The sequence below is a fragment of the Caulobacter sp. GW821-FHT12A07 genome, assembly GCF_058807655.1.
On sequence record NZ_JBXAQX010000001.1, the window covers coordinates 243,571 to 256,630 of the forward strand.

The 13,060-nt window shown below is 69.0% G+C and carries 12 protein-coding genes; 7 read left to right on the forward strand and 5 right to left on the reverse strand.

Going from position 1 to position 13,060, the window contains the following annotated elements:
• Positions 1 to 161: 161 nt before the first annotated feature.
• The 7 genes from AC1RRS_RS01180 to AC1RRS_RS01210 all read left to right on the forward strand — a co-directional run bounded on the left by AC1RRS_RS01180 (position 162) and on the right by AC1RRS_RS01210 (position 6,861).
• Entirely contained in the window at positions 162 to 1,352 is a 1,191-nt protein-coding gene (locus AC1RRS_RS01180) for an acetyl-CoA C-acyltransferase (protein WP_492853603.1), read from the forward strand.
• Positions 1,353 to 1,730: 378 nt separating this feature from the next.
• On the forward strand, positions 1,731 to 2,027 hold the full coding sequence (locus AC1RRS_RS01185) for a hypothetical protein (protein WP_110117883.1): 297 nt from the start codon (positions 1,731 to 1,733) through the stop codon (positions 2,025 to 2,027).
• Positions 2,024 to 2,293 (forward strand): hypothetical protein, encoded by a 270-nt coding sequence (locus AC1RRS_RS01190; RefSeq protein ID WP_492853604.1) that lies wholly within the window; start codon positions 2,024 to 2,026, stop codon positions 2,291 to 2,293. The genes AC1RRS_RS01185 and AC1RRS_RS01190 overlap by 4 nt, the downstream gene beginning before the upstream one ends.
• Before the next feature lie 64 nt (positions 2,294 to 2,357).
• On the forward strand, positions 2,358 to 2,939 hold the full coding sequence (msrA, locus tag AC1RRS_RS01195) for a peptide-methionine (S)-S-oxide reductase MsrA (RefSeq protein ID WP_492853606.1): 582 nt from the start codon (positions 2,358 to 2,360) through the stop codon (positions 2,937 to 2,939).
• Between the two features lie 205 nt (positions 2,940 to 3,144).
• Entirely contained in the window at positions 3,145 to 4,527 is a 1,383-nt protein-coding gene (locus AC1RRS_RS01200) for a DUF4139 domain-containing protein (RefSeq protein WP_492853608.1), read from the forward strand.
• Positions 4,528 to 4,670: 143 nt separating this feature from the next.
• Entirely contained in the window at positions 4,671 to 6,257 is a 1,587-nt protein-coding gene (locus AC1RRS_RS01205; protein WP_492853609.1) for a DUF4139 domain-containing protein, read from the forward strand.
• A 76-nt stretch (positions 6,258 to 6,333) separates the two neighbouring features.
• Positions 6,334 to 6,861, forward strand: a complete 528-nt coding sequence (locus tag AC1RRS_RS01210; RefSeq protein WP_487288487.1) for a TIGR00645 family protein — start codon at positions 6,334 to 6,336, stop codon at positions 6,859 to 6,861.
• Between the two features lie 134 nt (positions 6,862 to 6,995).
• Here AC1RRS_RS01210 and AC1RRS_RS01215 read toward each other — a convergent pair whose 3' ends face one another.
• From AC1RRS_RS01215 to murD, 5 genes are all read right to left on the reverse strand, one after another.
• Positions 6,996 to 7,610: a DUF1134 domain-containing protein gene (locus AC1RRS_RS01215; protein WP_110121407.1), complete on the reverse strand. Its 615-nt coding sequence runs from the start codon at positions 7,608 to 7,610 to the stop codon at positions 6,996 to 6,998.
• Between the two features lie 221 nt (positions 7,611 to 7,831).
• Positions 7,832 to 8,920: an undecaprenyldiphospho-muramoylpentapeptide beta-N-acetylglucosaminyltransferase gene (gene murG, locus AC1RRS_RS01220; RefSeq protein WP_492853610.1), complete on the reverse strand. Its 1,089-nt coding sequence runs from the start codon at positions 8,918 to 8,920 to the stop codon at positions 7,832 to 7,834.
• Positions 8,921 to 8,996: 76 nt separating this feature from the next.
• Positions 8,997 to 10,169: a putative lipid II flippase FtsW gene (gene ftsW / locus AC1RRS_RS01225; RefSeq protein WP_487288484.1), complete on the reverse strand. Its 1,173-nt coding sequence runs from the start codon at positions 10,167 to 10,169 to the stop codon at positions 8,997 to 8,999.
• An 80-nt stretch (positions 10,170 to 10,249) separates the two neighbouring features.
• A complete protein-coding gene (locus AC1RRS_RS01230; protein ID WP_492853612.1) occupies positions 10,250 to 11,371 on the reverse strand; it encodes an alpha/beta fold hydrolase in 1,122 nt (373 codons plus the stop codon).
• A 261-nt stretch (positions 11,372 to 11,632) separates the two neighbouring features.
• Positions 11,633 to 13,045 carry a UDP-N-acetylmuramoyl-L-alanine--D-glutamate ligase gene (gene murD / locus AC1RRS_RS01235; protein WP_492853613.1) on the reverse strand — a complete coding sequence of 471 codons (1,413 nt, stop codon included), beginning with the start codon at positions 13,043 to 13,045 and terminating at the stop codon, positions 11,633 to 11,635.
• Positions 13,046 to 13,060 lie beyond the last annotated feature (15 nt).

Below are 13,060 nucleotides of genomic sequence, written 5' to 3' on the forward strand. Positions count from 1 at the left end.
GACTCTCTCGGTTCATTGCTCGACTGACCGGCCGACGACGGGAGCCGCCCTTCCGCCGCCGGCCGCTTCTTGCTCCGGGAAAGATTCCGGCAAGACGCTTGCGCAAGCGCGCCGATCCGGGGCCTATTCCGCCGAAAAACAAACCTATCGGGAGCTCAACCATGTCCAAGCACGCCGATCCGGTGGTGATCGCCGGCTTCGCCCGCACGCCGATGGGCGGCTTCCAGGGCGCGCTGGGCGGGGTGAAGGCCACCGAGCTGGGCGCGACCGCCGTCAAGGCGGCCCTGGAGCGCGCGGGCCTGTCCGGCGACAAGGTCGACCAGATCATCATGGGCTGCGTGCTGCCGGCGGGGCTGGGCCAGGCCCCTGCTCGCCAGGCCGCCCTGGGCGCTGGCCTGCCCAAGTCGGTCGAGGCCACGACCGTCAACAAGATGTGCGGCAGCGGCATGCAGGCGGCGATCATGGCCCACGACGCCCTGCTGGCCGGCAGCGCCGACGTGGTCGTGGCCGGCGGCATGGAGAGCATGACCGGCGCCCCCTACCTGATGGCCAAGCACCGCGGCGGGGCCCGCATCGGCCACGACCAGATCTGGGACTCCATGTACCTGGACGGCCTGGAGGACGCCTATTCCCCCGGCAAGCTGATGGGCGCCTTCGCCGAGGACACCGCCGCCGACTACCAGTTCACCCGCGAGGCGATGGACGACTACGCCACGCGCGGCCTGCTCAAGGCCAAGGCCGCCGTCGAGGGTGGCGCCTTCGCCGCGGAGATCGCGCCGGTCACGGTTTCCACTCGCAAGGGCGTCGAGACCATCGACAAGGACGAGCAGCCGCTGAAGGCCGATCCGGCCAAGATCCCGACCCTGCGCCCGGCCTTCTCCCGCGACGGATCGATCACGGCTGCAAACTCCTCGTCGATCAGCGACGGCGCCGCGGCCCTGGTCATGACCCGGAAAAGCATCGCCGAGGCCCTGGGCCTGACGGTGGTCGCCACCGTCGTCAGCCACGCCGCCCACGCCCACGAGCCGGGCCTCTTCACCACCGCGCCCGTGCCGGCCATGAGGAAGGCCCTGGCCCGCGCCGGCTGGAGCGTCGACGACGTCGACCTGTTCGAGGTCAACGAGGCCTTCGCCGTCGTGGCCATGATCGCCCAGAAGGAACTGGGCATCCCGGACGACAAGCTGAACGTCAACGGCGGCGCCTGCGCCCTGGGGCATCCCATCGGCGCATCCGGCGCCCGCATCCTGTGCACGCTGATTTCGGCCCTTCAGGCCCGCAAGGCCAAGCGCGGCCTGGCCTCGCTGTGCATCGGCGGCGGGGAGGCCACGGCCATGGCCATCGAGCTCGCCTAAAATCTGCCCAATCCGCGGCATTAAGGCCCGTCGCGCGGCAAGACCTTGCGCGGCGGGTCCGCAAGCGTTACCTGTTGACCTGCAAGCCTACTGGAACCCTTCCGACCTCATGCTGTCGAACCTCACCACCATCGCGCTGTTTACGACTGGCCTCACCGCCGGCGTCGCGATGTGGTGCGCCATGATGTCGAAGATTACCCAGATTAAAACCGTGCCGGTACGGACGGGGCAAAGACGGCGCGCAGACTAGGGAACAAGGGTTCCCCAGAAACCAAGCCGAAGGATCGCAAGATCTGAAAAAGCCCCGCCTCCGAAAGGAGCGGGGCTTTTTCGTTGCGCGATCCGACGGTCCTTCAAAAACTCAAAGGATCTTCGACCATGAGCTACCTGCCTTCCCCTCCAGCCTTCCACAGCGACCATGACGGCGTCACGGTCCACCAGCTGTTCCTCTGCGCCCAGGACGCCCCCAGCGCGCTGGACGCCGTGCGCCAGAGCCTGGCCGACAGCGGCGCCGAGCTGTGCAACCTGTCCCTGAAGCCCGTCGGCCAGCTGGTCGAGGCCTCCCTGCGCGTGCGTCACCTGGGCGACCAGGCCGCCCGTCTCCTCGCCCGCGACCTGGCCGCCTGGCCCGGCGTCAACTCGGCCAGCGTGGAACATCAGTGGGTGCGGCCTTGAGCGATCTTGGGAGCCTCGACCTCGAGGTAGACAAACGCCGTCTCTTCCTCGTCACCGCTGAAGACACGCCCGACGCCCTGATGCGGGTGCTGGGCGTTGCCAGCGTGCAGCAGGTGCGCCTGCGCGCCCTGACCGCCCAGCCCGAGGGCGCCGACATCGCCATCCGCCTGGAGATCGACGACCAGGGCGACGACCGGGCCCATACGCTCGCGGCGCGCCTGGCGGCGGTTCCGGCGGTGCGCGGCGTCGGCCACGGTTGGCGATAGGCTCGTTCAAAACCTTTCGGCCCGCTCGGCCGTATCTAAGGACGACGCCTCGAAAGGACCGCCCATGCTTCGCCGCCTCCTGCTGCTGATCGCCCTCGCGACCGCCCTCCCCGTCGCCGCCCTGGCGGCTCCGACCAAGACCGCCGTCTTCGCCGGCGGCTGCTTCTGGTGCATGGAGAACGACATGCGGGGCATTCCCGGCGTCGTGAAGGTCGAGAGCGGCTACACCGGCGGCCACGTGAAGAACCCGACCTATCGCGACGTGACCAGCGAACGAAGCGGCCACTACGAGGCCGTCCGCGTCATCTATGATCCGGCCAAACTGCCCTACGCTTTTCTGCTGCAGCGCTACTGGAAGCTGGTCGATCCGACCGACGACGAAGGCCAGTTCTGCGACCGCGGCCCCTCCTACCGCCCGGCCGTCTTCGTCGACGCCGAACAGCGCCCCGCCGCCGAGCGCTCGCGCGCCGAGGCCGCCAAGCGCCTGAAGACCGGCGTGATGAAGGCCCAGATCCTGCCGCTGCAGACCTTCTGGCCGGCCGAGGCCTATCACCGCGACTACGCCCGGAACAATTCGGTGGAGTATCACCTGTATCGCACGGGGTGTGGGCGCGATCGGCGGTTGGCGCAGGTGTGGGGGAAATAGCCGCTGCGCGGCCCCCCCAGTCGCTCCGCGACAGCTCCCCCAGAGGGGGAGCATCTGCTTAGCTAGATCCTCCCCCTCTGGGGGAGGTGGCCCAGAGGGCCGGAGGCAGGTTGCGCCGCCCCTCGATATTACACCCATAATCTCTCGACTTTCCCGCGTAGCCGTGAAACCGTGGCCGCAAAGAGAGTAGGGAGACGTCGCGCCGATGCTTCGGGCCGCCTTGTTCGCCACCGTCTGCGTGGCCGCCGCTTCCACCGCAGTCGCTCAGACCGCTCCCGTCCAGACCGCATCGCCGCCGAAGGTCTCGGTCACCATCTACAACAACAATCTCGCTCTGGTTCAGGACCAGCGGACGATCGACGTCTCCGCCGGCCGCCAGCGGCTGGAGTTCAAGGACGTCTCGGCCGCCATCCGGCCCGAGACCGTCAGCCTGTCCTCGCCCAATCTCGGCGTGGTCGAGCAGAACTTCGACTACGACCTGCTGACCCCCGACAAGCTGATGGAGAAGGCGGTCGGGCGGCAGATCAAGATCGTCCGCACCAATCCCGGCGACGGCAAGGAGACCACCGAGACCGCCACGGTGCTGGCCGCCAACGAGGGCGTGGTGCTGAAGATCGGCGACCGCATCGAGGTGCTGCGCGACGACGGCGTGCCCACGCGGGTGATCTTCGACAAGGTGCCCGAGACCCTGCGCGCGCGCCCGACCCTGTCGGTGACGGTCAACGCCGACAAGGCCGGCCCGACGCCCGTGACGCTCAGCTACCTGACCTCGGGCCTGTCGTGGGCGGCCGACTATGTCGCCCTGTTCGACGAGAAGAAGAATGCGCTGGACCTGCAGGGCTGGATCACCTTGCGCAACAATTCCGGCACGGCCTTCGACAACGCCCAGACCCAGCTGGTGGCCGGTAACGTCAACCAGTTCAACGGCGGCGGATCGTCGGTGCGCGGCTCGGTCTCGGCCGGGACCGAGAGCAGCGGCCGCGAGCGCATCGCCGACTACTACATCTATCCCCTGCCCGAACGGACCACGATCGCCGCCAACCAGAACAAGCAGGTCGGCTTCCTCAGCGCCCAGGCCGTGCCGGCGCAGAAGGTCTATGAGGTGCGCGAATACGGCTTCTCCAGCGACGAGAACCCGCAGAAGGCCATCACCGCCATCCAGTTCAGCAATTCCAAGCTGAAGGGCCTGGGCGACCAACTGCCGGCCGGCACGATGCGCGTCTACATGCGCGACCAGGCGGGCGACCCGAAGTTCATCGGCGAGAACCAGATCGGCCACACCTCGGCCGGCTCGGAGCTGTCGATCAAGACCGGCGAGGCCTTCGACGTCTCCAGCCAGGCCACCCTGGTCTCGCAGGAGAAGCTCTCCAAGACCCGCTCGCGCTACGTCATGAAGTACGTGGTCCGCAACGCCCGCCCTGACGCCGTGACGGTGGAGCTGCGCCAGGCCGGCCTGCTGCGCGACGGCAAGATCAGCGACGAGAGCCTGCCCAGCCGCCGCATCGACGCCCGCACCCTGGGCTGGAGCGTCCCCGTCCCCGCCAACGGCGAGACCGTCCTGACCTTCACGGTGGACAACGGCTGGTGACGGCGAGCCCGATCCGCAGGGAACCTCCCCCTGTGGGGGAGGTGTCGCCGAAGGCGACGGTGGGGGGAGCGCCCGCAGACCTTGCCATGCCCCCCACCGGTCGCTTCGCGACCGCCTCCCCCACGGGGGGAGGTTCCTTGGTCGTGCGAACCGCCCTCGCCGCCCTCGCCCTGCTCTGCGCGCCCATCGCCGCGCACGCCGACACCATCCCCTCCGCCGCCCCGGAAGCCGTCGCCGTCACCCTCTATCGCGACGGCCAGGGGCCGGTGCAAACCCTGTCGCCCTGGGAGAAGCAGCGGGCGGCCGAACAGGGGCTGGTGATGGTCAGCGAGACCCGCACGGTCGCGCTGCCGGCCGGCCGCCACGTGCTGCGATTCGACGGCGTCGCCGAGGGCCTGATCCCGCAGAGCGCGGCCATCGAGGGCCTGCCGGAGGGCGCGGTCGAGCGCAACTACGACTACGCCCTGCTCAGCCCCGGAACCCTGATCGAGCGGTCTCTCGACCAGCCGGTCAAGGTGGTGCGCACAAACCGCGAGACCGGCCGCCAGGTGACGGTCGACGCCACCCTGATCCAGGGACCTGACGGCCTGATGGTCCGCACCAGTGACGGAGTGGAGGCCCTGGGCTGCTCCGGCGGCCCCGAGCGCCTGGTGTTCGAGCGCGCGCCCGACGGCCTCTCCAGCAAGCCGACCCTGTCGGCCCTGGTCGACGTGCCCACCGGCGGCAGCTACCGCCTGAGCCTGACCTACCTGGCCATCGGCGTGAACTGGCAGGCCGACTACGTCGCCACCCTCAATCCCGACGGCAAGACCCTGGACCTGCTGGGCTGGCTGACCGTCATGAACAGCTCCGGCTCGACCTTCGCCGACGCCCCGACCCAGTTGGTGGCCGGCAAGCTGTCACGCGTGCCGGTCAACACGCCCAGGCCGCGCGTGGTCCGCGCCAGCCGCGCCTGCTGGCCGATGGACACCACGACCCACGGGGCGCCGCCGCCACCGCCGCCTCCCCCTCCGCCGCCGCCGCCCCCTCCGATGGCCGCGCCGCTGGCCTACGCCAACCGCGCCGTCCAGGAATCGATCACGGTCACCGGCATGCGCCGCGGCGCGCCGCTGGCCGAGCAGTCGGACCTGGGCGACTACAAGCTCTACACCCTGCCCGAACCGGTGACGGTGGCCGCCCGCCAGACCAAGCAGATGGCCTTCCTCGACCTGAAGGACGTCCGCTACCAGCGGCTCTATGTCGTGCCGGTCAGTCCCTGGGGGGACTACGCGGACGGGGACGAGACCGACGCCCCGCAGGTGGTGCTGCGCCTCGACAACAAGGCCGCCGAGGGCCTGGGCAAGCCCCTGCCCTCCGGCGCCCTGTCGGTGATGGAGACGGTCGGCGGCCTGCCGACCTTCGCCGGCGAGCAGGCCGTGCGCGACGTCGCCGTGGGCGAGCCCGCAGACCTCGTCATCGGCGAGGGCATGGACGTCCGCGCCCGCCCGCGCCTGGTGGAGGACAAGCGGGCCGGCAAGACCATGGTCCGCCGCACCTACGAGGTCGACCTGGCCAACGACAAGTCGATCCCGATCACCTTCGAGATTCGCCACGACCCGAGCGTCGAGTTCTTCAAGGTGGTGTCCGAGCCGGCCAAGCACGACATCCGCCAGGGCCAGGTCGCCTGGCGCGTGACCCTGGCCCCCGGCGAGACCCGCCTCTTCCGCTACGTCGTGCGACACGCGGGCTGACGCCAAGGCGGGCGACGCGACTTCGTCAACAAGCCCGGCTAGGCTTGCCCGCAAGACCAGAACCGCGGAGGCGCGCATGAAGAAGCCCGTGATCGAGACCCTGCTGGAGCGCGGCCTGTTCGCCTCGCGCTGGCTGATGGCCCCGTTCTATGTCGGCTTGGTGGTCGCCCTGGCCGCTCTGATCGTGGTGTTCTTCCAGGAGCTGTTCCACGAACTGCCCAACGTGCTGTCGATGAAGCCGGAGGACGCGATCCTGCTGGCCCTGTCACTGATCGACCTGTCGCTGGCGGCCAACCTGCTGGTGATCGTCATCCTGTCGGGCTACGAGAACTTCGTCTCCAAGATCGACACCGCCAGCCACGAGGACCGCCCCGACTGGATGGGCACGGTCGATTTCTCGGGCCTGAAGATGAAGCTGATCGCCTCGATCGTGGCGATCTCGGCCATCGCCCTGCTCAAGTCGTTCCTCAAGCTGACCGAACCCGAGGTCCCGCTCGACCAGCCGCGCCTGCTGTGGCTGGTGGTGGTGCACCTGTCGTTCGTGGTCTCCGGCGTGCTGCTCGCGGTGATGGACTGGCTGAACAGCAAGGTGACCAAGCACTGACCCCGGGCGCGAGGCGCACGTAAAGAAACGCCGCGACAGCTGATCGGCTGTCGCGGCGTCTTGCGTCTGAGAGACCCCTCATCCGTCAGCTTCGCTGACACCTTCTCCCGCAAGGGGAGAAGGATCCGGGGATCTTAGAAGGGCAGGATGTTGCGTTGGCGGCTGTAGGCCAGGTAGCCGACATTGGCGCCCAGACGCAGGCCGACGCCGGCGCGGATCGGGGCCAGGACGATGGTGTCGGCCTTCTGGTAGTTCACGCCCAGGCCGCCCACGAGATAGGCGCTGCCCTCGACGCCGGGGAAGCGGCGGAAGATGGCGTCCGGATACTGCAGGTTATAGCACAGGGTGAAGACCCGGCTGGCGTTGCCGCCCCAGTCCCAACCGATCGACGGGCCCTGCCAGAAGGTTTCCTGGGTCGGGCGGTTCTTCATGTAGAGCAGGCCGCGACCATAGCGCAGGCCGACGCCGATGGCGCCCGAGCCCTCTTCGCCGGCGATGTAGCCGGTGGGCTGGCCGCGCTCGCGGAAGATCCGCTCGATGGCCGCGCCGGCGCTCTCGGCCGTGACGCCGAGGAAGTCCGACGTGGCGCGGATCATCTCGTCGGCCGAATAGGTGGCGGCCGCGCCGGTGTCGTAGGTCGGCGCGTCGGGGCCGGGATTATGCGGCTGCGAGGTGCTGGCGCAGGCGCCCAGGCCCACGGAGGTCAGGCCGGAGGCCATGCCAGAGAGGATCAGAGAGCGACGGTCCATGTGTCTTTCTCGCAAGTCTAGAGCGTGGCAGCCGAAAGTGTAGGCGGTTTCGGCGACCGCCACGCTCTCGTATTTGATTTTAGAGCCGGCTGATCTGGTCCTGGCGTTAGCCAGGATCAGGCAGGCTCTAACGTGTCGGCACTGTCACAGGCTTTCATGTCCGGTTTGGGGCGCGTTGCTTAACGCGCGGTTAAGCATGTTCCCGACTGGACCTGCGATATCTAACGCGCGGTGCGCTCCACAAGGTCCGCCAGCTTCTCCGCCGCGTCGGGCGCGGCCACCGAGCGGGCGCCCTTGGCCATGCGGGCCAGGCGCTCGGGGTTCTTGAGCAGGGCGTTCAGGGCGCCGGCCAGGGCGTCGACCGTCAGCTCGTCCTCCAGGCACACCGCCGCCCCGCCGGCCTCTTCCAGGAGCTTGGCGTTGAAGCGCTGGTGGTCGTCGGCGGCGATCTTCAACGGCACCAGGATCGACGGGCGGCCGGCCACGGCCAGCTCGCAGCAGGTCGAGGAGCCGGCCCGGCCGACGACCAGGTGGCTCTGGCGCAGACGGCCGGCCATGTCGCGGAAGAACGGCGCGACCTCGCAGTCGACCATGGCGTTGCGATAGATCTTGCGGGCGTGCTCCATGCTCTCGGCGCGAGCCTGCTGGAACACCTTCATGCGGCCGCGCATCTCCTCGGGCAGCTTGGCGACGGCTTCGGGCACCAGTTCCGACAGCAGGCGCGCGCCCTGGCTGCCGCCGGTGACGAGAATGCGCAGCTGCACCTCGGGCGGCAGATAGGGGGTCTGCGCCAGGTCGCGGATCTCGGGACGCACCGGGCTGCCGACCACGTGGGCGCGGGCCTTCACGGCCGGCTTGGCCAGCTCCAGCGTCGGGAAGGCGCAGGCCACCTCGCCGACATAGGGCGCCAGGAACCGGTTCACCCTGCCCAGCACGGCGTTCTGTTCGTGAATGACGGTCGGGCGCTTTTCCAGCAGCGCCGCCAGCAGGGCCGGCAGGGCCGGATAGCCGCCGAAGCCGACCACCACCGACGGGTTCAGCCGGGCGAAGGCGGCCTTGGCCTGCATCACGCCCTGGAACACCGCGACGCCGGCCTTGACCATGCCGATCGGATCGCTGGCCTTGGCCGTGGCGGCCGACAGGGCCAGCCGCTCCTCGGCGGGAAACTTGTCGGCGTAGAAGGCGCCGCGCTCGTCGGTGGCCAGCACCACGCGCCAGCCGCGCGCGATCAGGGCCTCGGACAGCGCCTGGGCGGGGAACATGTGGCCGCCGGTGCCCCCGGCGGCGACGATCGCCAGCTTGCCGCTCATCAGGCCTGGTCCGCGAAACGGATGGAGGGACGCGTGAAGAGGTTACGCAACTGCAGTCTCCCTAACCCGGGAGCCTTCAGTCGAAGGACCCCGCCTGGCCGAACGGCCCGCCGCCGCCATAGGACCCGGGCCGCTTGCGGGTCAACGCCAGCGCCATCCCCAGGGTCAGTCCCATGGCCAGCATCGACGAGCCGCCGTAGCTGATGAACGGTAGGGTCATGCCCTTGGTCGGGATCATGTTCAAGTTCACAGCGACATTGATGAACGTCTGCTGGCCCAACAGCACGAAAAGACCGGCCGAAGCGACCTGTTCGAAGGGGTCGGCCAGCTTCATCGACTTGTAGAGCCCGCGCACCACGACGAAGGCGAACAGGCTGATCAGGGCCAGGGAGAAGACGAGGCCATACTCCTCGGCCGCCACCGAATAGATGAAGTCGGTGTGCAGGTCGGGCACGTGGCGCTTCATGACGCCCTCGCCCGGGCCGCGCCCGAACAGGCCGCCGGCGTGGATGGCCTCGGCGGCGCGGGTCACCTGGTGGGTGTCGGCCTGGTCGGGGCTGAGGAACTTCTGCACGCGGGCGTGCACGTGGTCGAACAGGAAGTAGGTCGAGCCGAGGCCCCCCAGCGCCACCGCGCCCAGACCCATGATCCACGAGATCGGCACCCCGGCCATCCAGAAGGCGGCCCCGAAGGCGATGGTGATCAGCACGGTCTGGCCGACGTCGGGCTGCATCAGCAGCAGGCCCACGGCGATGAAATAGAGGCCGAAGGCGATCGACACGCCCGGCACGCCCTCGCCCTTCTGGCCCTCGGCGAACATCCACGAGACCAGGATGATCAGGGCCGGCTTCATGAATTCCGACGGCTGGAAGGTGAAGCCGCCGATCATCAGCCAGCGGGCCGCGCCCTTGGCGCTGTGGCCGATGAACGGCAGGGCCGCCATGACGCCGATGGCGACGATGTAGATGAAGAACGCCGCCCGCCGGATGCCCTTGGGACTGAGCATCGACACGGCCAGCACGATCGTCGCCGCGCCGACGCCGAACACCAGCTGGCGGATGGCGAAGTGGAACTGGTCGTCGATGCCGATCCGCTGGGCCGCGGCCGGGCTCGAGGCGAACGACAGCAAGACGCCCACCGTGACCAGGATCGCGGTCGCGCCCAGCAGCCAGCGATCGGTCGTCCACCACCACACCCCGAGGGGCGAGCGGTCGGTCCGGGCGAAGGCGTGGGCGGTCTGCTGGCGCATGGGGGCAAGAGTCGGCCGTTACGGTTAATCGAGTCTTGCCGACGGCCGCGACGAAATCGCGACCGCCGGAAATTTTTCCATCATTCCACAGGCTTGGCCGTGGCCTCGGGATACTCCCGCGCCTTGGCCAGGGGCAGGACGTGGTCGTGCAGGGCCTTGCCGAAGCGGACCGACTGCATCTGGATAGCGGTGTGCCCCGTGCCCGGCAGCACCACCAGATCCTTGCTCGGCGCGTTGAGGCCGTCGAACCAGGGCCGCACGAAGTCGGGATGGTCGTACTCGCCCTGGATCAGCACCATCGGCATGGCGAAGTCCTTGCCCAGGGGCGCGGCCTTCCAGTCGTTGTTGGCGAGATAGACGGTGAGCGCGCGCTGGCGGCGGATGATCTTGCCGCCGTCCTTGTAGGTCAGCAGGTCCTTGAGGCTCCAGTCGGGCATGGCCAGGGCCTGGGCGTAGAGCTGGCTGTCGCTCTTCTTGGGGCCTTCGGTCTTCAGGTAGATCGGCTCGAGGTCGTCGACCTCTTTCCAGCGGCTGGGCGGATCATAGGGCGGCGGCCCCAGCCCGCTCAGCTTGGCCAGCAACTCGGGATGCCTGCCGCTCTTCGCCACCGCCAGCATGTGATCGTAGACGTGGCGGTCGCGGCCGTTGTTGTCGACCGCCTGGCCGGTGCCGACATAGACCGAGAACAGGTCGGGCCTCAGGTGCGCCATGGTCAGCGACACGCGCGAGCCCCACGACCAGCCCAAGAGCGCGATGCGCGGCTTGTGCAGCCGCGTCCGCAGGTGCTCGGTCAGGGCCAGGCCGTCGGCGACGAAGCTGTCGACGCCCTGGTTGGGGTCGATGCGGCCGCCGGCGTGGGCCAGGCTCTTGCCGTGGTCGCGACGGTCCCAATGCACGACCGTGAAGTCCTTCTCCCAGCTCTTGAAGTCCTCGGCGAACAGCGAGGTCGCCGCCCCGCCGCCGTGGACGATCAGCAGCACCGGGTTGTCGCGGTTCTCGCCCCGCACCACGACCCACTGCTCGCCGCTGGGCAGCTTCACGAAGCCGCTTTCCTGGACGCCCTTTTCCGTGTCGATCCGCAGCCGTTCGGCCGTCTCGTGCTGCAGGAACGCCCGCGTCGCCGCCGCCCCGCCCGCTACAGCCACGACCAGCGCCGCCAGCCCAACCGCGCCCCAGCGCAGCCATGTCGTCGCCTTGCTCATCTCGCCCCCTCGAATGAAAAACTACAAGCGTAGTTACATGAGGGCGCGAGCGAGATTCTTACAAGCGTAAAATGAAATCCCTCTTCCATAGGGAGAGGGAGGGGCCCGCCGCGAAGCGGTGGGAGGGTGAGGGGGATCAGCGTCGGCGGGGAAAGCACGCGGCCGCTCGGCAGCGCCTAGTTCGGTGAGTTTGTTACCTCTCACCCTCCCACGCCGACGGCGTGGGCCCCTCCCTCTCTCAAAGAGAGAGGGAACAATGTCTTAAGCCCGCTTGGCCTTCGGCTTCGCCAGCAGCCCGTTGACGGCCGCGCGGAACGCTTCGCCGCGGGCTTCGAAATCGGCGAACTGGTCGAACGAGGCGCAGGCCGGCGAGAGCAGGACGATGGCGTCCTGGCCGGTGGCGGCGGCGTCGGCATGGGCGGCGGCGACGGCGGTCTCGATGTCGCCGCACTGCTTGACCGGAGCCTTGCCGTCCAGGGTCTTGCCGAACTCGTCGGCCGCCTGGCCGATCAGGTAGGCGCAGGCCACGCGCGGGAACAGGTCCTGAAGGTCCTCGATGCCGCCGGCCTTGGGCACGCCGCCGGCGATCCAGTAGAACTTCGGATAGCTCGACATCGCCTGGCGGGCGGCGTCGGCGTTGGTGGCCTTGCTGTCGTTGACGAAGGCGACCCGCCCGATCTTGCCGACCGTCTCCATGCGGTGGGCCAGACCCGGGAAGGTCATCAGCCCCTCGACCGCCTGCTGGGGCGGGATGCCGATGGCGATGGCGGCGGCGTAGGCGGCCGCGGCGTTCTGCCAGTTGTGGCGACCGGGCAGGCTGCGGGCGCGCAGCAGGTCGGCCATTTCGGTGACCCGCTCGCCGGTGGCGTCGTACAGCACGCCCTGCAGGGCGTAGACGCCCCGGCCCATGGCCTTGCCGGCGCTGATCGGCCAGATGGTGCGGCGGTTGGCGGCGGTGATCTCGGTGCAGATCTGCTGGCACCAGGGATCATCGACCCCGATGATCGCCGTGTCGCCCTTGCCCTGGTTGAGGAAGATGCGGCGCTTGGCGGCGATGTAGCCTTCCATCGAGCCGTGACGATCGATGTGGTCGGGCGACAGGTTCAAGAGCACCGTGGCGTCGGCGTGCAGGCTGGAGGTCAGGTCCAGCTGGTAGCTCGACAGCTCCAGCACGTAGACGGCGCCGCCGTGCATGTCTTCCAGGCCCAGGATCCCGGCGCCGATGTTGCCGCCGACGCGGGTGTCGCGGCCGGCCTGCTGGCACAGGTGGCCGATCAGGGCCGTGGTCGTCGACTTGCCGTTGGTGCCGGTGATGGCGATGATCTTCGGCTTCTTGTGCGCGGGCGCGGCGTTGACCGTGCGGGCGAAGAGCTCGACGTCGCCCAGGATCTCGACGCCGGCCTCCTTGGCCTTGTCGACGGTCCAGTGGGGCTTGGGATGAGTCAGCGGCACGCCCGGCGACAGCATCAGGGCGGCGAAGGCGCTCCAGTCGGCCGTGGACAGATCGACGACCGGCAGGCCCTCGGCCCGCGCGGCTTCACGGCTGGCTTCCTTCTCGTCCCACAGGGCGACCTTGGCGCCGCCGGCGATCAGGGCGCGCGCGGCCGTCAGGCCGGTGCGGCCCAGGCCGAACACCGCCACCGTCTTGTCTTCGAACCCACGGACCGGGATCATCGCGCGCCCTCCCCC